The sequence below is a fragment of the Microbispora amethystogenes genome (genome assembly GCF_016863015.1).
GTDB classification, from domain to species: Bacteria; Actinomycetota; Actinomycetes; order Streptosporangiales; family Streptosporangiaceae; genus Microbispora; species Microbispora amethystogenes.
The window spans coordinates 44,423-63,355 of the sequence record NZ_BOOB01000055.1 but is presented as its reverse complement, the minus strand read 5'-3'; the positions used below and the strand labels follow the sequence as shown (position 1 = coordinate 63,355).

Here is an 18,933-nt window from a genome sequence, read left to right as displayed (position 1 = left end):
AGGCGAGCACGGCCAGGCGAGGGCGGTCAGGCGAGGGCGGTCAGGCGAGCGCGGTCAGGCGAGCGCGGCGGCCCACCTGGCGGGCGTGAGACCGTAGGTGCGCTTGAACATGCGGGTGAGGTGTGCCTGGTCGGCGAAGCCGGCGAGCTGGGCCGTCTCGGACAACGGCACGCCGTCCCGGAGCAGGCGGCGGGCCCGGTCGAGCTGCCGCATCGTGCGGAATCGGGTCGGGCTGGTGCCGAACGCCGTGCGGAACTGCCGGGCGATCGTCCACCGGTCCAGGCCCGAGACCGCCTCGAACTCGGCCAGGGAGTGCCGCACCGCCGGATCCTCGGCGATGAGGTCCCGGACTCGGGCCAGCGCCTCCAGCGCCAGCGGAACCGTCCTGCCCGGGCGTCGCACGGCCGCGTGCCTGACCAGCGTCCGGGCGGCCAGCAGTGTCATCGTGAGGCGGCCGAAGTCGTCCAGGGGTTCGTCGATGTCCCGCAGGCACGCGGCGAGCGAGGGGTCGACGTCGCGCCGCCCGATCACGGGATCGGCGACGAAGGGCAGCGGGGCCCCGCCCAGCGCCTCCTGCACGAGGAACGGGTCGAGGTAGATGATCCGATAGCCGAACCCCTCGTCGGTGCCGGCCACGCCGTCGTGCACCTCGTCGGGGTGCAGCACGTGCAGTTCTCCCGGCAGGCAGTGCCGCGCCTCGCCCCGGTAGCGGAACGTCTGCACCCCGTGGAACGTCAGGCCGATCGCGTAGGTGTCGTGGCGGTGGGGGGCGAACCCCTCCCCGGTCAGCGAGGCCTCCAGCCGCTCGATGCCGGCCGCGCCCGGCCCGAACCGCAGGCGGTTGCCGGGCACGGTCCCGACGGCCCGCAGGTGCCGGCGCGGGTCAGCGCCGGCCGGTGAGTCCTCGCCGCCCCCGGAGACCCGGCCGCGCCCGGCGCCCTCGCCACACCGTGCGTCCTCGCCGGACCGTGAGTCGTTCCGCACGAGGCGAAGACTACAAGCCGGCGCAGCCGCGGACGCCGCCGCGGGACGGTGGGCGCGGGAGGGTGGCGGCGGATCTTGGCGGGGAGGGCCCGGCCCCGCTAGCGTCGCCTCGTGTCCGCGCTCACCGACGATCCCCCGCCGGCCGACACCGCCGGGGCGGGCTGATGGGTGGCCCGGCCCGGGTCTACATCGTGTGCTCGGAGGTGCCGCCCGGCGTCGTCGGCGGGCTGGGCCGGTACGCCGAGCGGATCATGGCCGCCCTCCGGGACCGCGGCGTGCCGATCGAGGTCTTCGGGGCCGTCAGCCGGGGCGCGGCGTCCCCGGCCGAACGCCGTGGAGACGTGACGCTGCGGCGGCTGGCCACCCCCGGCTACGGCATCGACGGCGGCTCCCCCGTCCCGGCCGCGCTGCGGCGGCCGATCAGGGTCGCCGGGCTGCTGGTGTTCAACGTCCGCGCCGCCGCCCGCATTCTGCGCGCCGAGGCGGCCCGCCGCCGTCCCGGACCATCCGGGACGAAGCGGCCCGGGGAGGGGCGCGCGGTGGTGGCCGTGCACGACTGGATGGGCTGCGTGGCCGGGATCCTGTGCGGCGCACTCGGGCGGCTGCCGGTCGTCTTCCACGTGCACACCCGCGAGCTGAACGCGCCGGGAGCGCGCCGCTCGGCGTACGCCGTCCTGCTCGACCTGCTGGAGACGGCTCAGGCCCGGGCGGCGCGGCTGATCGTGGTGCCGAGCGCCCGCATGCGCGACGACCTCGCCGCCCGTGGGTGGCCCGCCGACCGGCTGCTCGTCGTGCCGCACGGCTTCGAGGACCCCGACCTGCTGCGGCTGGCCGCGCTGCCGGACGACGAGCGCGAGCGGGTCCGCGCGGAGGTGCGCCGCCGCTACCTGCCCGGCGGGCGGGGCCGGCTCGTCGTGTTCGCCGGGCGCCCGTCGCCGCACAAGGGGGTCGGGACCCTCATCCGGGCGGTGCCGCGCGTGATAGCCGAGCACGGCGACACGCGGTTCGTGCTCGTCGGCGCGGGGCTCCCGCAGACCGCCGACGCCTTCGAGGTCGCCCGGCTGATCGAGCGGACGGGGACCGCCGGGCACGTCGTCGCGGGCAACCGCTTCCTCCCCTCCCCCGAGGTGTTCGCGCACTTCCTCGCCGCCGACCTGTGCGTCTTCCCGTCCGTTTACGAGCCGTTCGGCCTGGTCGCCGTCGAGGCGATGACGCTCGCCCGCCCGGTGGTCGTCGGGCCCGGCTACTCGCCCGAGGTCGTCGGCGACGGCGCGCTCCGCTGCGCGGGCGACGACCCCGGCGAGCTGGCGGCCGTACTGCTGCGCTGCCTGGACGACCCCGCAGAGGCGGAACGGCTCGCCCTGCGGGGCGCGGCGTACGTGCGCGAGCGCTACGGCTGGGCGCGCACGGCCGAGCGGACCCTGGCGGCGTACGCCGCCGCCGCGGGGGCCGGAGAACGGCCCTGACCGCGGGCGGAGCGAGGAACGGAGGGCGTGATCGTCAGGCGCGGCCCAGGCGCAGCGGCAGCGTGCGGGGGCCCCGCACCTGACCGGCGGCCCAGGTCACCGCCGCGGGGTCGGCGAGGCCGAACACCGGGATCCGCTCCAGCCAGACCTCCAGGGCGACCCGCAGCTCCATCCGGGCGAGGTGCGACCCCACGCACCGGTGGATGCCGAGTCCGAAGGCGACGTGCCGGTTGACCTCGCGGTCGATGACGACCTCGCCGGCCCGCTCGAACTGCTCGGGGTCGCGGTTGGCGGCCGGGAAGGACAGCAGGACCCAGTCGTCGGCCCGCATGTCGGCGCCGCGCCAGTGCATGTCCTGCTTGACCAGCCGGGCCATCGTGACCGGGGCGTACGCTCGGAGTAACTCCTCCATGGCCGTGGGCAGCAGGGCGGGCTCGGCGACCAGCCGCTCGCGGTCGGCCGGGGTCTTCGCCAGGTGCCACAGCGACGCGCCGATGGCGCTCCACGTCGTGTCGATGCCGGCGATGAGCAGCAGGGCGATCGTGCCGGCGACGTGGTTGGGCTGCAGCTTGTGGCCGTACAGCTCGGCGTCGACCAGATAGGTGGTGAGGTCGTCGCGCGGGTTGTCCACGTGGTCGCGGATCTGGTCGTACAGGTAGTCGAACAGCTCGTCCATGCGCGCCATCCGCTCCTCCGGCGGCAGGTTGACGCCCTCCAGGGCGCTTTCGACGAACCTGCTGAAGCGCGGCCCGTCCTCGGGCGGGAAGCCGAGCATGTCGGCGATCACCCGGATCGGGATGTGCTGGGCGTAGTCGCGGGCGGCGTCCACGACGTCGGCGCCCTTGAGTGTGTCGATGAGCGAGTGGCAGAACGCCCGCGTCGCCTCCTCCCGCCTCGCCACCGCCTTCTTGGTGAACGCCGGGAGCAGCAGCCTGCGCGCGTCGTGGTGGAACGGCGGGTCGGAGGAGATGGGCGGGGTCGCCCCCACGGGCGCGATCTCCGCGGGCGGCCGGTAGTTGCTCATGATGATCGACCGGGAGGAGAAGCGCTCGGTGTCGTAGGCGATCGCGGCCACATCCTCGTACCGCGTCGGCAGCCACCCGCCGCCGAACCTCCCGGTGTGCGCGATCGGGCAGCGGGCCCGCAGGTCGTCCTGGATCGGGTACGGATCGGCGGCCCACTCGGGCTCCAGGTGGGAGAAGTCGGTCGCCCAGTCCGACACCGGCCCGGTGACGATCTCGTTGCGGGTGCCCGTGGGCGGCCCCTGCTTGCGGAAACCCCCGGTGAAGCGGTCGTCGACGGTCATGTCACGCCTCCTCGGTGAGGACGACCGCTCGTTCCGGGCAGTTCGCCGCGGCCAGCCGGGCCGCCTGCTCCTGCCCCGGCGGTACGGCGCCGTCTCCGGGCACCCGGCCGTAGCCCTCGTCGTCCTCCTCGAACAGGCCGGGGGCGAGGTCGTGGCAACGGCCGTGCCCCTGGCACCGGCCAGGGTCGATCTGCACCTTCATGGTGGCGCTCCCCGCGCTTCCTGGGTCTGGTTGTGGATGGGGGCCGGTCGGGGCGAGGGCGGCGACGAGCCGGGTGAGCAGGGCGCTCCACTCCTCGTCGCCGACCCGGTGCAGGTCCGGCGTGACGAGCACGCTGCCCATCGCGAGCAGGAGGCAGAGATGGGCGAGCGCGCCGGGCGACACCGCGGGATCGATCGCGCCGTCGTCCTGGGCCCCCCGCACCAGGCCGGTGAGCCACCCGGCCCGCTCCGCGACGTACTCCCGCATGGGCCGTGCCACGTCCTCGTCGCGGCGCGCCGCGACCAGCGCCTCGGCGATGAGCGAGCTGCGCGCGTCGAGGCGGTGCGGGAGCCTGCGGCCCACGGCGACGAGCAGGTCCGCGACCGGCCGGGCCGGGTCGGCCGCGAGCAGCTCGGCGAGCAACCCGGGCCCGTGGGCGTGCAACGCGGCGGCGATCAGCTCGGCCTTCGAGCCGAAGTGCGCGTAGAGCGCGCCGTTGCTCACCCCGGCCGCCGCGGCGATGTCGGCGACGCGCGTGCCGTCGTACCCGCGCCGGGCGAACACGTCGGCGGCCGCGCGCAGCAGCCGCGCGCGCGTCTCGGCGGCGGTGACACCCGCGATCCGCCCCATAGCGGAATTAAAAGACCGTTCATTTGAATCCGTCAAGGCGGGAAGGCGCCGAACGGCCGCGTCCGACGGCCTCGCAGATCTCAGTACGGCACCGGAGATCGTCCCCGTTGCTCAGGCGCGCAGCCACTCCCGGGCACCCGCGAGTGTCTCAGGCGGCGTCGTACGGTTGACGTCGTCGACCAGGTCGGCGATGGTGACTCTGCGCAGCGACTCCCGCCAGACGCGGTCGGCGGAATCCATCGTGCGGGCGATCGGGCAGGGAGTGTCACACCGCTCCGCCGGCACGGCCATCGGGCCCCGCTGACGCACTTCCGTACACCGGAACGCCGGCTGGACGCCGTCGATCGCCTCGACCACGTCCAGCACCGTGATCTCAGTCGCGGCCCGAGTCAGCACATAGCCGCCGGACTGGCCCAGCGCTGAGCGCACCAGGCCCGCGCGGGACAACAGCTGCAGCTGTTTGGCCAGGTAGCTCTGGGAGACGTCGTGCAGCTCGGCGAGCTTGGCCGCCGTCACCGGCGCCCCCGCCCCGCTGAGTACGACGCAGCAGTGCAAGCCCCACTCGACCCCGCCGGACATCTTCATCCGCCCAGCCTACTTGACTCGGACAGTTTTTGTCCGGATAGAATCCCGGACAACAGTTATCCGAATTCGAGGTCAGCCGCGCAGCCCTCGTGATCCCCCGCCGGCGCACGCCTGCCTCGACAACGCGATACCCACGCCCAAAGGAGAAACCATGACCACCCACGTGCACACCGGCGAGCCCCGCCTCGACCTGCGGACGGCCGCCCCGAAGGCCGCCAAGGCGCTCTACGCCGCGGACCAGGCCGTTCTCACCTCACCACTCGATCCGACCATCCGCGAACTGGTCAAACTGCGCACCTCGCAGATCAACCACTGCGTGCACTGCATCGACCTGCACAGCCACGATGCGCTGGAGAAGGGAGAATCGCTGGACCGCATCATCCAGTTGTCCGCGTGGCGCGAGTCGGCGCTGTTCACCGCGGCGGAGCGGGCGGCGCTCGAGTACACCGAGGCCGCGACGACGCTGACCCCGCACGGCGTCAGCGACGAGATCTGGGCCGGCGTCCGCGACCTCATGACCGACGAGGAACTCGGCGCGCTGGTCGTCCAGGTGGCTCTGATGAACGCCTTCAACCGGTTCGGCGTCCCGCTGCGGATGCCGGCGCGGCCCCGTGATTAGTACTGCCGCCGCGCTCGCCGGCGACAGCGGCCTGTGAGCGCCTCCTGTCAGCTTCGATGACGCGGCCGCCGCCACTTCGATATCCGTCCGGCTGGCAACGCCCAGGTTGAGGGCAGGGCGCACTGTCATCTTCGCCGCGTCCAGACGGGCCGACGCGGCCCGGGAGGGGTGACGGCAATCAGCAAACAGCGCAAACTAGCACTATGGGGAATAAAGCGGGCATTGTTCCAGCGCATCACGAACTGGTCGTCGACGCGTTGCTCGCCTGCGCCGTGCTGGCGTTCACCATCCCGACGTCGATGGTCGGCTACAGCTTCGCCGTGTGGGGCAGGGCGCCGTTCTGGATCGAGGTCCTGGTGGGGGCGGTGACGGCGGCGACGATGTTCACGCGGCGCCGCACGCCGTGGCCCGCCGTCGCCGCCTCCGCCGTCTGCGCCTGCGTCACCGGGCAGACCGTGCCGATGGTCCTCGCCGTCTTCTCGATGACGGCCGAGCACCGCCCGCGCCGATGGCAGTACGTCGCCCTGGCCCTCGTGGTGGTCTACGGCGCAGTCGACTACGAGAACCCCCACACCGACCGTTCCGTCTACCTCAACATCGTGCGCGCGCTGACCCTCATCTACCTGCCCGCCCTGGTCGGCACCTGGGTGCACGCCTACCGGCGGCTGATCCGGGACCTGCGGCACGGCGTGCGCGAGCGCGAGGAGATCGCCGCGGCCGAGGAGCGCCGGAAGATCGCCAGGGAGATGCACGACACCGTCACCCACGCGGTCACCGCGATGGTGCTCAACGCCGGGATGGCGCGCGACGCCACCGAGCCCGGAGAGGTGCGCGAGCTGACGGCCGTCATCGAGGACAAGGGGGTGCAGGCGCTCAGCGAGCTGCGCGAGCTGCTCACCGTGCTCCGCCACGAGGAGGGGGACCTCGCCGGGGGCGTCGACGCCATCGCGCGGCTGGTCGGCGAGGCGAAGGCGACCGGTCTCCACGTCGACCTCCGCCTCGACGTCCCCCCGGAAGGCCTGCCCCGGCAGGTCTCGCACGCGTGTTACCGCTTGGTGCAGGAGGGGCTCAGCAACATTCGCAAGCACGCTCCCGGCGCCCGCGTGCTGGTGACCTGCGAGACCGTCGGCGACCAGGTCGCCGTCTCCGTGACCGACACCCCTGACGAGGCGCGGCATGGACGAGCCGCCGGCCGGACCGACGTCCGCGCCGCACCCTCCCTCGGCGGCGGGTACGGGCTGGCCGGCATCCGGGAGCGCGTGCACCTCGCCCACGGCCGGTTCTCCGCCGGGCCGACCCCCGAAGGCGGCTTCACGATCGCCGCGCGGCTCCCCCTCAAGTGAGGCGACGGTCGGCGAGATCCGGGCGGGCCGCCGTTTTCGCACGTCCGGCGGGGGTACGCATTCCTTGCCGGCCCATCGCCGGCGCGCGGGCCGAAAGAGCCCGCCTGGCGTGCGGCGTATGGAGGCGGCGCACCGCCCGCACGCCGTCCGGCGCAACGATCGCTTTCGAGGCAGCCATGAAAGCCGTGGTCTACGAAGGTCCCCGCAAGGTCGGTGTCGTCACCGTGCCGGACGCCCGGCTGGAGCGGCACACCGACGTGCTCGTCCGCGTGACCGCGGCCAACATCTGCGGCTCCGACCTGCACATGTACGAGGGCCGCACCGACTTCGAGCCGGGCCGGATCCTCGGTCACGAGAACCTCGGCGAGGTGGTCGAGGTCGGCGCGGCCGTCGACCGCGTCAAGGTCGGCGACATGGTCTGCATGCCGTTCAACGTCTCGTGCGGCTTCTGCGCCAACTGCGAGAACGGCCTGACGGCCTTCTGCCTGACCACCAACCCCGAGCCGGGCCGGGCCGGCGCCGCGTACGGCTACGCCGGCATGGGCCCCTACCAGGGCGGCCAGGCCGAGCTGCTGCGCGTGCCGTACGGCGACTTCAACTGCCTCGTGCTGCCCGAGGACGCGCGGGAGCGGCAGAACGACTACGTCATGCTCGCCGACGTGTGGCCCACCGGCTGGCACGCGACCGAGCTCGCCAGAGTGCAGCCGGGCGACACCGTCGTGATCTACGGCGCGGGGCCGGTCGGCCTGATGGCCGCCTACTCCGCCCTCCTCAGGAACGCGAGCGGCGTGATGGTGATCGACCACCATCCGGACCGGCTGGCCAAGGCCGAGGAGATCGGCGCGATCGCGATCGACGACTCCGTGTCGTCCCCGGTGGAGCAGGTCCTGGAGCTCACCGAGGGATTGGGCGCCGACCGGGGCTGCGAGTGCGTGGGCTTCCAGGCCCACGACCCGGAGGGCTCCGAGCATCCCAGCATGACCCTGAACAACCTGGTCAAGTCGGTGAAGTTCACCGGCTGCATCGCCGTCGTGGGCCTGTTCGTCCCGAGCGATCCCATCGGCGGCGACGCCCTCTACCGGCGGGGAGCGGTGGCGATCGACTACGGCACCTTCTGGTCGAAGGGGCAGACGATGAGCACCGGCCAGTGCAACGTCAAGAACTACAACCGGCAGTTGTGCGCCCTCATCCACGAGGTCGGCGCCCGGCCGTCCTGGATCGTCTCGCACGACCTGGACCTCGACGACGCGCCCGAGGCGTACGCGCGCTTCGACGCGCGGGACCGGGGCTGGACCAAGGTCGTCCTGCACCCCGGCAAGCCCGGCTGACGCCTGTCCGTGCTCGCGGACCGGCGTTCGCGGGTCAGTGCGAGTCGCGGGGCACCGGGTGGCCGCTGGAGCCGGTGAGGAAGCCGAGGTCGGCCCCGGTGTTCGCCTGGCCGACCGTCTCGACGTACAGCCGCTCCCAGCCGCGGCTCGGGGCGGCGAAGGCCTTGGTCATGGCCGGGGACGGCTCGCGGGCGGCCCACTCCTCCGCCGGGACCTCGACGTCGAGCCTGCGGGCGTCGACGTCGAGGACGATCATGTCGCCGTCGCGGACGAGCCCGAGCGGGCCGCCCGCGGCCGCCTCGGGCGCGACGTGCAGCACGACCGTGCCGTAGGCGGTGCCGCTCATCCGCCCGTCGCAGACGCGGACCATGTCGCGTACGCCCTGGGCGAGCAGTTTGGCGGGCAGCGGCATGTTGGCGACCTCCGGCATGCCGGGGTAGCCCCGGGGGCCGCACCCGCGCAGGACGAGCACCGAGTCGGGCGTGACATCCAGATCGGGATCGTCGATCCGCGCGTGGAAGTCCTCCACGGAGTCGAACACCACGGCCGGCCCGCGATGCCGCAACAGGTGCGGCGAGGCCGCGGCCGGCTTGATCACCGCGCCGCCGGGGGCGAGGTCGCCGTACAGCACGGCGATCCCGGCGCTCTCCAGCAGGGGCGCCTCGCGGGGGCGGATGACCTCGGGGTCGTGGATGCGCGCGGCGCCGAGCCAGTCGACCAGCGGCCGGCCGGTGACGGTGATCGCCTCCGGGTCGAGCAGGTCGCGGACCTCGCGCAGGACGGCGTGCAGGCCCCCGGCGCGGTGCAGGTCGTCCATGAGGAACCGCCCGGCGGGCAGCAGGTCCACCAGCAGCGGCACCCCCGACCCCGTACGGTCGAAGTCGTCCTGGGTGAGCTCCACCCCGAGACGCCCGGCGATCGCGAGCAGGTGGACGACGGCGTTGGTGGACCCGCCGAGCGCGGCGAGCGCGACGACGGCGTTGAGGAAGGACCCGCGCGTCATCACCGCGCTGGGGCGGCGGTCCTCGGCGACCATCTCGACAGCGAGCGAGCCGCTGGCGTGGGCGGCCTCCAGCAGCCGGCTGTCGGCGGCCGGCGTGCCGGCGACGCCGGGCAGGGTCATGCCGAGCACCTCGGCGAGCAGCCCCATCGTGGAGGCCGTGCCCATCGTGTTGCAGTGGCCCCTGCTGCGGATCATCGACGACTCCGAGCGCATGAACTCGGCCTCGGTCAGGGTCCCCGCCCGGACCTCCTCGCTGAGCTTCCACACGTCCGTGCCGCAGCCGAGCGGGACGCCGCGGAAGTGACCGGTGAGCATCGGCCCGCCCGGCACGACGATCGCGGGCAGGTCCACCGACGCCGCGGCCATCAGCAGCGCGGGGATCGTCTTGTCGCACCCGCCGAGCAGCACGACCCCGTCGACCGGGTTGGCCCGCAGCAGCTCCTCCGCGGCCATCGCGGCCATGTTGCGCCACAGCATGGCCGTGGGGCGCACCTGCGTCTCCCCCAGCGACACCACCGGCAGGTTCAGCGGGACGCCGCCCGCCTCCCACACGCCGCGCTTGACGTGCTCGGCGACCTCGTCGAGGTGCGAGTTGCAGGGGGTGAGGTCGGACGCGGTGTTGGCGATCGCGATGTGCGGCCGCCCGTCGAAGGCGTGGGCCGGCAGCCCTCGCCGCATCCACGCGCGGTGGATGTAGGAGTTGCGGCCGGCTCCGCCGTACCACTCGGCGCTTCGCGTCCCCATGCGGCACCCAGGTTTCTCGGGAGGTCACGGACAGATGTCAGAGACAGGGGTCAGAGACTCTGCGAGGCTAACCCACGCCTCACTTGTCCCGAAAGATGGGGGTGATTCACTTCTCTCCCAGTCACAGTGCGACCTAATATCCGAAATATGACCATGCGGTGCACCGCGACCCAGGCCGGCCGGGACGTGTACGCCCTCGGCGAGGGTCCCGTGTGGGATCCCGCCCGGGAGCGCCTGCTGTGGGTGGACATCGGCGCGGGCGCCGTACACGAGGGGCGGCTCGACCCGGCGACCGGCATGATCGAGGCCGCCACGCTGCACACCTTCGAGGGCACCGTGGGCGCGGTCGCCGTCTCCGCCGAGGGCGACCTCCTCGTCGCCGAACAGGCGGTCCTCACCAGGGTCGGCGCCGCCGGAGACCGCACCGAACTCGCCCGGGTGCTGCCCCCGGGCGTACGGAGCAGGCTCAACGACGGCGCCGTCGACCCGGCCGGGCGCTTCCTGGTCGGCAGCATGGCCCTCGACGACCGGAAGGGCCGGGAGGTGCTGGCCCGGCTCGACGGCACGGCCCTGGTCCACCTCGACGAGGACCTGACCCTCTCGAACGGCCTCGCCTGGAGTCCCTCCGGCGACCGCCTCTACAGCGTCGACAGCGCGTCCCGGGTGGTGTGGGCGCGCGACTACGATCCGGCCACCGGCCGGACCGGGCCTCGGCGGGAGCTTTTCACCCTGGACGACGGGCCGCCCGGCACGCTGCCCGACGGGATGTGCGCCGACGCCGAGGGCAACCTGTGGATCGCCGTCTTCGGCGGCGGGCGGGTCGAGTGCCGCGACCCGGCGGGCCGCCTGCTCGCCGTGGTCGAGGTCGGCGCCCCGAAGCCCACCTGCCCGGCCTTCGCGGGGCCGGATCTCGATCTCCTGGTGATCACTACGGCCACCGAGAACATGTCTCCCCAGGAACTGGCCGAGCACCCCGGCTCGGGACACCTGTTCACCGCCAGGGTCGGTGTACGCGGCGTTCCGGCACCCTACTGGGCGCCGCCGATCACCCCTTCCGTATCGTGAGGCTCCGCCCGTGAACAGACCGTGAGCGGGCGCCGGTCACCGATCACGCGGCGCGGAGAACCACCGGCCCGGAGAGCCGCAGCACAGAGAACCACGGGCCCAGAGAATCACCAGCACAGAGATCCACCAGCACAGGGAACCACCAGCACGGAGAACCACTTGCACCACTCCGCCACCGGCGCCGCCGCACCCGTCGCCCCGCCCATCGCCCCGCCCGTCGTCCCGCACAGTCGCGCCGTCCGGCCGCACCGGTAAGGGGGCGGGGGCGTCATGCGGGCACTGGTCATCACGGGACCCGGCGCGGCCGAGGTCCTCGACGTCGAACCGCCGGTCGCCGCGCCCGGTCAGGTGGTCGTCGACGTCGAGCGGGCCGGCGTCTGCGGCACCGACCTGGAACTGTTCAGCGGCGCGATGAGCTATCTGCACTCCGGCCAGGCCTGGTATCCGCTGCGCCCGGGGCACGAGTGGTGCGGGGTCGTCACGGCGCTCGGGGACGGGGTCGACCCCGGCTGGCTCGGCCGCCGCGTCACCGGCGACACGATGCTCGGCTGCGGTCACTGCCGCTTCTGCCGCACAGGTGTGAGCCACGTCTGTCCCGACCGGGCCGAGATCGGGATCCGCATGGGCTTCCCCGGGGCGCTGGCCGAACGGCTCGCCGTACCGGCCTCGGCCCTGCACGCGCTGCCGGAGACGATCGACGCGACGCTCGGCGCGCTCGTCGAGCCCGGCGCCAACTCCCTGCGCGCCGTACGGGCGGCCGCCGCCGGGCCCGGCGACCGGCTGCTGGTGCTGGGCACCGGCACGATCGGGCTGCTCGTCGCGCTGCTCGCGCGGGCGCGGGGGTCCGAGGTGCACCTGCTGGGCCGCGACGAGCCCGCGCTGCGGCTCCCCCGCGACCTCGGCTTCGCGAACGTGTGGACCCGCCCGTCACTCCCGTCGCACCCGTGGGACGCCGTGGTCGACGCGTCCAACGCGGCGGATCTCCCGGCGCTCGCGCTCGACCTGGTCAGGCCCGCGGGCCGGGTAGTGTATATCGGAATCGCGGCCTCCCCCAGCCGCGCCGACACCCGCGACCTCGTGTTCAAGGACGTCACCGCCGTCGGCGTGCTCAGCGGCTCGGGCGGGCTGGCCGGAACGATCGAGGCGTACGCGGACGGATCGGTCGACGCCCATCCACTCGTGGCGGCCACCGTCGGGCTCGGCGACGCCGCCGAGGTGCTGGCGGGACGACGCCCGGCGAGCGCCGGGCCGGGCCCGAAGATCCACATCGATCCGCGGCGATAGCGGAGGCGCTCGCCCACCGACTCCGCTCCGCAGCGAGCACGATTCCCGCCCCGCCCGAAGGCGGGGGTGTCCACGGAGGATTCCGATGAGCCCTAGCGACGCCGGAGCGCGCCGGCTGACGCCGCCGGACCCCGCCGCCCTCGCGGCGGTGGAGGCCGCCGTCCCGGGGATCACCCGTGCGCGGGCGAGCGACCGGCTCGGCATGGCGCACGACGCCTCGCACTACCTGCTGACCCCGCAGGCGGTGCTGGTGCCCGAGAACGCCGATCAGGTCGCCGCGCTGCTGCGGACCGGGCTGCCGCTGACCTTCCGGTCCGGCGGCACCAGCCTGAGCGGGCAGGGCGTGAGCGAGCACCTGCTCGTCGACACCCGCAGGCACTTCCGGGACATCGAGGTGCTGGACGACGGCGCCCGCGTGCGGGTGCAGCCCGGCGCCGTGCTGCGGCAGGTCAACGCCAGGCTCGCGGCGTACGGCCGAAGGCTCGGGCCCGACCCGGCCAGCGAGGCGGCGTGCACGATCGGCGGGGTCGTCGCCAACAACTCCAGCGGGATGACCTGCGGCACCCACGCCAACACCTATCGGACGCTGGAGTCGATGGTCCTCGTGCTGGCGAGCGGCACCGTCCTCGACACCGGCGCGCCCGACGCCGACGCGCGGCTGCGCGCCCTGGAGCCCGCCCTCTCCGAGGGCCTGGAACGGCTGCGCGACCGCGTGCGCGGCAACCCCGAGTCGGTGCGGCGGCTCACGGCGCAGTTCGCGCTCAAGAACACCATGGGCTACGGCCTCAACAGCTTCCTCGACCACGACTCCCCCGCCCAGATCCTCGCCCGCCTCGTCGTGGGCAGCGAGGGCACGCTCGCGTTCGTCGCCCGGGCCGTCCTGCGTACGGTGCCGGCGCACCGGCTCGCCGCGACCGGCCTGGTCGTCTTCCCGACGCTGCGGGCGGCGATGGCGGCGGTGCCGGAGATCGTCGCGGCGGGTCCCGCCGCCGTCGAGCTGCTCGACGCCGAGTCGCTGCGGGTCGCGCGGACCGATCCGGGCGCCGACGGCGTCCTGCGCGCGCTGGAGGTGCGCGACCACGCGGCACTGCTGGTCGAGTGGCAGGAGTCCGCACCCGAGGTGCTCGCCGGCCGCGAGCGGGAGGCGGCGGAGGTCTTCGCCCGCCTGGACCTCGCCGCACCCGCCCGGCTCAGCGGGGACGCCGCCGGACGGGCGGCCCTGTGGCGCATCCGCAAGGGCCTCTACGCCGCGGTCGCCGGGGCCCGGCCCAGCGGCACGACGGCCCTGCTGGAGGACGTGGCCGTCCCGGTGCCCGTCCTCGCCGACCTCTGCGACGACCTCGCCGGGCTGTTCGCGCGGCACCGGTACGAGCGCAGCGTGATCTTCGGCCACGCCAAGGACGGCAACCTGCACTTCATGCTCAACGAGCGCTTCGGCGCCGACCCGGAGCGGTACGCCGAGTTCACCGAGGAGATGGTCGGCGCCGTGCTCGACCGCGGCGGCACGCTCAAGGCGGAGCACGGCACCGGCCGGGTCATGGCCCCCTTCGTCCGCCGCCAGTACGGCGATGAACTGTACGAGGTCATGCGGGAGGTCAAGCGGCTCTGCGATCCCGGCGGCACGCTCAACCCGGGCGTCGTGCTCACCGACGACCCGCGCGCGCACCTGCGCGACCTCAAGCCCGTCGTCGCCGTCGAGCCCGAGGTGGACCGCTGCGTGGAGTGCGGCTACTGCGAGCCGGTGTGCCCGAGCCGCGACCTCACCACGACCCCGCGCCAGCGGATCGTGCTGCGCCGCGAGATCGCCGCGGCCCGGGCGGCGGGCGACGAGGCGCTCGCGCTGCGACTGGAGCGGGAGTACGACTACGACGCCGTCGACACCTGCGCCGTGGACGGCATGTGCGCCACCGCCTGCCCCGTACTGATCAACACGGGTGACCTCACCAAGCGGCTGCGGGCCGAGCGCCACGGACGCGCGGCGCGGGCGGGCTGGACGTCCGCCGCCCGGCGCTGGGGAGCGGTGACCCGGGCCATGGACCTCGCCATGGACGCCGCCGCGGCGGCCCCGGCCGGGCTCGCCGAGCGGGCGAGCCGGGCGGCCCGCGCCGCCGGCGATCCCGACACGATCCCCCAGTGGACCCGCGACCTGCCGCGCGGCGGCGTCCCCCGGCGGGCCGCGCCTGCGGGGTGGGCCGACGCGGTGTTTGTGCCGTCGTGCCTGAACACGATGTTCGCTCCCGCCGACGGCGGCCCGGGAGTAATGGCGGCGGTGTCACGGCTCGCCGCCCGGGCCGGTCTGCGGCTGCGCGTGCCGGAGGGCGTCCAGAGCCTGTGCTGCGGCACGCCATGGTCGTCCAAGGGGTTCACGGAGGGCTACGAGGTGATGCGCGAGCGGGTGCGGAATGCCCTGCTGACCGCCACCGAGGGCGGCCGTCTCCCGGTGATCAGCGACGCCGCCTCCTGCACCGAGGGGTTCGAACGCCTGCTCGCCGCGGCGGGTGACGGGCATGCCGTGACCGGAGGCGACGGGCGGGCCGTCCTGAAGGACGGAGACAAGGCCGCGGGCGCCGGCGTGCAGGATGGAGTGCGGGGCAGCGAGCGGGCCGCCGCGGCGGCTCCCGTCGTCCGGGTGGTCGACGCCGTGACCTTCGTGGCCGAGCACGTCCTTCCCCGGCTGCCGGAGCCACAGGAGGGCCGGAAGCGGGCGTCGCTGGCCCTGCACCCGACCTGTTCCTCCACCCGCCTCGGCCTGGACGCCGCCGTCGCGAAGATCGCCGCGGCCGTCGCGGACGAGGTCGTCGTGCCCGAGGGATGGCAGTGCTGCGCCTTCGCCGGCGACCGCGGCCTGCTGCACCCGGAACTGACCGCCTCCGCCACCCGCGCCGAGGCTCGCTCGGTGGCCGAGGGCGGTTTCGACGCGCACGCGTCGGTCAACCGCACCTGCGAGATCGGCCTCTCCCGCGCCACCGGGAAGACCTATCACCACCTGCTCGAACTGCTCGACGAGGTCACCCGCTGACCCTCGCGAGCCCCGGATGGCCGGTGTCGCTCGACCACCGAACGGCCCGGCGCACCCGGCGGCTCTGGCAGAGCCCTGGGGCCTGAGGGTTCGCGGAGCCTTGGAATCTGGCGAGGCTGGGGCCTGTCAGGTGCGGGGCCCGGGGCCTGTCGGGGTCTGGCGGGGGCCTCAGTTCTCGGCGTCGCCGGGCCGCCGCCGGTCGAGCAGCCCAGACAATCGCTTCGGCGCGATCATCCGATAGCTGTCCTCGACGAGTTCGGCGATCTCCGCCCAGTCCTGCGCGGCGTCGAGGCGCGCGCCCACCCAGCCCTTCGGGCCGACGTACGGAGGGACGAAGAAGCGCTCCGGGTCAGAGGCCACGAGGGCCTGCTGCACCCCCGGGCCCGCCTTGAACGTGAGGGACCGCCCGTCCTCGCTGGTCATGGCGAAGAGCTTGTCGCCGATCCGGAACGACGGCGCGGTGTGGCCGCCGAACGGCTTCTCCACCGCCTCCGGCAGGGACAGGCAGATCTCCCGGACCCGCGCCACCGCGTTCTCGTCACCCACCGCGCCCGTCCCTCTCTCCTGCTCCTCGCCGGGCCGCCCCGGCAGGCGCCCGTACCGCCCCAGTATGGCCGCCCCAGTATGGCCGTGCCGGCCGTCACGCGCGTGCCGCGGTTCGGCGTACTGTCCGGTGGACGGACCACGCCCTGACCCGAGGACTCCGCATGCCGAAGCTCAACCGCCCCCCGCTGCCGGTCGTCGTCGAGCACGACAGCCCCATGCCGATGCGGGACGGCACCGTCCTGCGCGGCTCCGTCCACCGCCCGGCGGACGGCGGTCCGTTCCCGGCGCTGCTCGTGCGCACGCCGTACGGCGAGGACTCGTTCCGTACGGAGCCGGTGCTGCCGGCCCTGCGGGCCGGGTTCGCGGTCGTGCTGCAGCACTGCCGGGGGCGCGGCACCAGCGACGGCGAGTTCCGGCCGTGGCTGGACGAGGGCGCCGACGGCCACGACACGATCGCCTGGATCACCTCACAGCCCTGGTCGAACGGCGAGGTCGTGATGAGCGGCATGTCCTATCTCGCCGGGTGCGCGTTGCAGGCGGCGGCCACCCGTCCGCCCGGGCTGAAGGCGGTGGTCGCGGCGATGACGCCGCACGACTTCCACGACGGCCTGAAGTATCACGGCGGGGCCTTCGCGCTGGGGCCGGCCCTGAACTGGGGGGCGTTCCAGGCGATGCTCGGCCTGCTGCACGCGGCGGAGGCCGGAGAGGACGTCGGCGCGGACCTCGCCGAGGTGCTGCGGGTCCTGGCCGACCAGGAGACCGCCGTACACGCCCTGCCCGTCGGCGACGTCCCGGGCATTCCGTGGTGGCGCGACTGGACCTCGCACGTGACGCGCGACGCGTACTGGGAAGGCCCGGCCGAGACGCTGCGGCACGACCGTATCGAGGTGCCGGTGATGCACGTCGCGGGCTGGTTCGACCTGTTCCTCGCGGGGACGCTGGAGAACCACCGCCGCCTGGGCGGTCCGCTGGTCATCGGGCCGTGGTCCCATCTCGCGCCGGGCGCCACCGGCACCGGGCGGCTGTTCTTCGGCGCGGCCGCGTCGGCGCAGGCGATCGGCCTGGAGGAACGGCAGATGGCCTTCCTCGCGGGCAAGGACGACGGCCCCGCGGTGCGGATCTTCGTGATGGGCGACGACGTCTGGCGGGACGAGGAGGCCTGGCCGCTGGAGCGCGCCGTCGACACCCCCTACTACCTGCACGCGGACGGCCTGCTCTCCCCCGAGCCGCCCTCGGCGGCGGAGCCGGCCGTCTTCGTTTTCGACCCGCGCGACCCCGTCCCGACCGTCGGCGGCCCGACCCTGCTGGCCGATCCCACCAACGTCGGCCCCCAGGACCAGCGGGACGTGGAACGGCGGCCGGACGTGCTCTGCTGCTCGACGGAGGTGCTCGCCTCCGACGTCGAGGTGACCGGCCCGGTGTCAGTGACCCTGCACGCGGAGACCTCGGCCGCCTCCACCGACTGGACGGCCAAGCTCGTCGACGTCCACCCGGACGGCCGGGCGATGAGCGTGATCGACGGCATCGTCCGCGTTCTCGCGCGGTCCGGGACGTTCGTCATCGATCTGGTCGCCACCAGCCAGGTCTTCAAGGCGGGCCACCGCATCAGGGTGGAGATTTCCAGCTCCAACTTCCCCCGCTTCGACCGCAACCCCGGCACCGGCCGCCCCGGCAGCGGCGAGGCGGACCTGGTCGTCCAGCACCAGAAGGTCCACCCCGACTCGTACGTCACCCTCCCGATCGTCCCCCGCTGAGCGGCTCTGCGGGCCGGCCCTCTTCGAGGTGCGACGCCGCACACGAACGCCGAATCACCATCGCTGCCAGATAGGCGATTCGGCCTTCGGTGGACGGTCTGGGTCAGAGGTCGTTGTTCAGGAGTGCGTCGGCGGACTGGACTGTGGCGGCGGCGCGGATCCACGCGTCCAGCCGGTCGAGGTCGCGACACTTCCTGATCTTGTCGTTGAGCTCGTCGGGCACCTCGATGCCGCGGGCGGCCAGCACGGTCAGGATCGCGTCGGTCTTGCCCTCGGCGATGCCTTTGGCCTGGCCCTCGGCCAAGCCCTTTGCGATGTTCTCGCGGGCCCAGTCGCTGAGGTATTCGTAGCTCTCTGTCTTCATGTGCCTCTCCAAGTGATCCCAGATCTCTCGGGGGAGCGCCGCACGCACCATGTCAGCGTACATACCCCCCTGGTCACGGTCGAGATTGTGCAGCGCGGCGAACAGCGCGTTGAGGATATCGGGGCCCTGCGGTGTGGTGGCGTGGTGAATCACCGACAGCATCGCCAGCTCGATGTCGTCGGCCGCCTGGCCGGGGTCGGTGATGACGGGGACTTCGTCGGGTCCCGCGACCAGCGGCGTCAGCACCAGCCCGGGGTGGCCGAGGTCGATCGGCCGGGAGCACCACCGGGCGACGGCCGCCTCCGGGCAGATCACCAGGAGCATGACCGGGCATTCCAGGCGGGTGCGCAGGCTGACGAGGTACATCGGCCAGGACCAGAGCTTGCCGGGGTCGCGGCCTCGCTGCACCTCCACGATCACGGCGACGACCGGCTCGGGGTCGGCACCCGGACGCTTGCGCCGGAACACGATGACGGAGTCGGCCTGACGAGAGGCGGGCGTGACCTCGGTGAGGTCGGCCGACTCCACCGCCGCGTAGTCGAACTCCGGGAGCTGTACGTCAAGGGATCGGGCCAGAAGTCCGGCGGCCAGATCGGGCCGTTCCTGGAACAGCCGTATCACCGCTTCGTGTTCAATCGTAAGCATGGAGTGACAATAGGAGCGTGCCGAAGGCGGACATTGATCATTATTA

15 protein-coding genes are annotated in these 18,933 nt (G+C 73.5%); 8 read left to right on the top strand and 7 right to left on the bottom strand.

The window, feature by feature from the left end:
• Window positions 1–54 precede the first annotated feature (54 nt).
• Window positions 55–984 (bottom strand): AraC family transcriptional regulator, encoded by a 930-nt coding sequence (locus Mam01_RS31575; protein ID WP_239101764.1) that lies wholly within the window; start codon window positions 982–984, stop codon window positions 55–57.
• A 164-nt stretch (window positions 985–1,148) separates the two neighbouring features.
• On the opposite strand from Mam01_RS31575, the gene Mam01_RS31570 reads away from it, so the two are divergent.
• A complete protein-coding gene (locus tag Mam01_RS31570; RefSeq protein WP_204288839.1) occupies window positions 1,149–2,450 on the top strand; it encodes a glycosyltransferase family 4 protein in 1,302 nt (433 codons plus the stop codon).
• A gap of 34 nt (window positions 2,451–2,484) precedes the next feature.
• Here the strand turns inward: Mam01_RS31570 and Mam01_RS31565 are convergent, their stop codons facing one another.
• The 3 genes from Mam01_RS31565 to Mam01_RS31550 all read right to left on the bottom strand — a co-directional run bounded on the left by Mam01_RS31565 (window position 2,485) and on the right by Mam01_RS31550 (window position 5,173).
• On the bottom strand, window positions 2,485–3,756 hold the full coding sequence (locus Mam01_RS31565) for a cytochrome P450 (RefSeq protein WP_204288838.1): 1,272 nt from the start codon (window positions 3,754–3,756) through the stop codon (window positions 2,485–2,487).
• Between the two features lies 1 nt (window position 3,757).
• Window positions 3,758–4,588, bottom strand: a complete 831-nt coding sequence (locus Mam01_RS31555; RefSeq protein WP_239101763.1) for a TetR family transcriptional regulator — start codon at window positions 4,586–4,588, stop codon at window positions 3,758–3,760.
• Between the two features lie 111 nt (window positions 4,589–4,699).
• Window positions 4,700–5,173 (bottom strand): RrF2 family transcriptional regulator, encoded by a 474-nt coding sequence (locus Mam01_RS31550; protein ID WP_204288837.1) that lies wholly within the window; start codon window positions 5,171–5,173, stop codon window positions 4,700–4,702.
• 151 nt (window positions 5,174–5,324) lie between these two features.
• Between Mam01_RS31550 and Mam01_RS31545 the strand changes: the two genes are divergently transcribed.
• The 3 genes from Mam01_RS31545 (at window position 5,325) to Mam01_RS31535 (ending at window position 8,463) form a co-directional block, all read left to right on the top strand.
• Window positions 5,325–5,792, top strand: a complete 468-nt coding sequence (locus Mam01_RS31545) for a carboxymuconolactone decarboxylase family protein (protein ID WP_204288836.1) — start codon at window positions 5,325–5,327, stop codon at window positions 5,790–5,792.
• 203 nt (window positions 5,793–5,995) lie between these two features.
• A complete protein-coding gene (locus Mam01_RS31540; RefSeq protein WP_204288835.1) occupies window positions 5,996–7,135 on the top strand; it encodes a sensor histidine kinase in 1,140 nt (379 codons plus the stop codon).
• Between the two features lie 176 nt (window positions 7,136–7,311).
• Window positions 7,312–8,463, top strand: coding sequence for a glutathione-independent formaldehyde dehydrogenase (locus tag Mam01_RS31535; protein WP_204288834.1), 1,152 nt, complete (start codon window positions 7,312–7,314; stop codon window positions 8,461–8,463).
• 34 nt (window positions 8,464–8,497) lie between these two features.
• Here Mam01_RS31535 and Mam01_RS31530 read toward each other — a convergent pair whose 3' ends face one another.
• Window positions 8,498–10,210, bottom strand: coding sequence for an IlvD/Edd family dehydratase (locus Mam01_RS31530; protein WP_204288833.1), 1,713 nt, complete (start codon window positions 10,208–10,210; stop codon window positions 8,498–8,500).
• 147 nt (window positions 10,211–10,357) lie between these two features.
• Here Mam01_RS31530 and Mam01_RS31525 point away from each other — a divergent pair, with 147 nt between their 5' ends.
• The 3 genes from Mam01_RS31525 to Mam01_RS31515 all read left to right on the top strand — a co-directional run bounded on the left by Mam01_RS31525 (window position 10,358) and on the right by Mam01_RS31515 (window position 15,578).
• Window positions 10,358–11,275, top strand: coding sequence for an SMP-30/gluconolactonase/LRE family protein (locus tag Mam01_RS31525; RefSeq protein ID WP_204288832.1), 918 nt, complete (start codon window positions 10,358–10,360; stop codon window positions 11,273–11,275).
• 270 nt (window positions 11,276–11,545) lie between these two features.
• Complete coding sequence (locus tag Mam01_RS31520) at window positions 11,546–12,559, top strand: zinc-dependent alcohol dehydrogenase (protein WP_204288831.1); 1,014 nt, start codon at window positions 11,546–11,548, stop codon at window positions 12,557–12,559.
• A gap of 85 nt (window positions 12,560–12,644) precedes the next feature.
• Window positions 12,645–15,578, top strand: coding sequence for an FAD-binding and (Fe-S)-binding domain-containing protein (locus Mam01_RS31515; RefSeq protein ID WP_239101762.1), 2,934 nt, complete (start codon window positions 12,645–12,647; stop codon window positions 15,576–15,578).
• Window positions 15,579–15,746: 168 nt separating this feature from the next.
• Here the strand turns inward: Mam01_RS31515 and Mam01_RS31510 are convergent, their stop codons facing one another.
• Window positions 15,747–16,124 (bottom strand): MmcQ/YjbR family DNA-binding protein, encoded by a 378-nt coding sequence (locus Mam01_RS31510; protein WP_204288830.1) that lies wholly within the window; start codon window positions 16,122–16,124, stop codon window positions 15,747–15,749.
• Between the two features lie 161 nt (window positions 16,125–16,285).
• Here Mam01_RS31510 and Mam01_RS31505 point away from each other — a divergent pair, with 161 nt between their 5' ends.
• Window positions 16,286–17,878, top strand: coding sequence for a CocE/NonD family hydrolase (locus Mam01_RS31505; protein ID WP_204288829.1), 1,593 nt, complete (start codon window positions 16,286–16,288; stop codon window positions 17,876–17,878).
• Between the two features lie 103 nt (window positions 17,879–17,981).
• On the opposite strand, the gene Mam01_RS31500 is transcribed toward Mam01_RS31505, so the two are convergent.
• Window positions 17,982–18,887: a hypothetical protein gene (locus Mam01_RS31500; protein ID WP_204288828.1), complete on the bottom strand. Its 906-nt coding sequence runs from the start codon at window positions 18,885–18,887 to the stop codon at window positions 17,982–17,984.
• Window positions 18,888–18,933 lie beyond the last annotated feature (46 nt).

Bases quoted from the DNA above. Each gene is read 5' to 3' on its own strand.
- Mam01_RS31570 (WP_204288839.1), top strand. From the start codon at position 1,149: ATGGGTGGCCCGGCCCGGGTCTACATCGTGTGCTCGGAGGTGCCGCCC.
- Mam01_RS31565 (WP_204288838.1), bottom strand. From the start codon at position 3,756: ATGACCGTCGACGACCGCTTCACCGGGGGTTTCCGCAAGCAGGGGCCG.
- Mam01_RS31555 (WP_239101763.1), bottom strand. From the start codon at position 4,588: ATGGGGCGGATCGCGGGTGTCACCGCCGCCGAGACGCGCGCGCGGCTG.
- Mam01_RS31550 (WP_204288837.1), bottom strand. From the start codon at position 5,173: ATGAAGATGTCCGGCGGGGTCGAGTGGGGCTTGCACTGCTGCGTCGTA.
- Mam01_RS31545 (WP_204288836.1), top strand. From the start codon at position 5,325: ATGACCACCCACGTGCACACCGGCGAGCCCCGCCTCGACCTGCGGACG.
- Mam01_RS31540 (WP_204288835.1), top strand. From the start codon at position 5,996: ATGGGGAATAAAGCGGGCATTGTTCCAGCGCATCACGAACTGGTCGTC.
- Mam01_RS31535 (WP_204288834.1), top strand. From the start codon at position 7,312: ATGAAAGCCGTGGTCTACGAAGGTCCCCGCAAGGTCGGTGTCGTCACC.
- Mam01_RS31530 (WP_204288833.1), bottom strand. From the start codon at position 10,210: ATGGGGACGCGAAGCGCCGAGTGGTACGGCGGAGCCGGCCGCAACTCC.
- Mam01_RS31525 (WP_204288832.1), top strand. From the start codon at position 10,358: ATGACCATGCGGTGCACCGCGACCCAGGCCGGCCGGGACGTGTACGCC.
- Mam01_RS31520 (WP_204288831.1), top strand. From the start codon at position 11,546: ATGCGGGCACTGGTCATCACGGGACCCGGCGCGGCCGAGGTCCTCGAC.
- Mam01_RS31515 (WP_239101762.1), top strand. From the start codon at position 12,645: ATGAGCCCTAGCGACGCCGGAGCGCGCCGGCTGACGCCGCCGGACCCC.
- Mam01_RS31505 (WP_204288829.1), top strand. From the start codon at position 16,286: ATGCCGAAGCTCAACCGCCCCCCGCTGCCGGTCGTCGTCGAGCACGAC.
- Mam01_RS31500 (WP_204288828.1), bottom strand. From the start codon at position 18,887: ATGCTTACGATTGAACACGAAGCGGTGATACGGCTGTTCCAGGAACGG.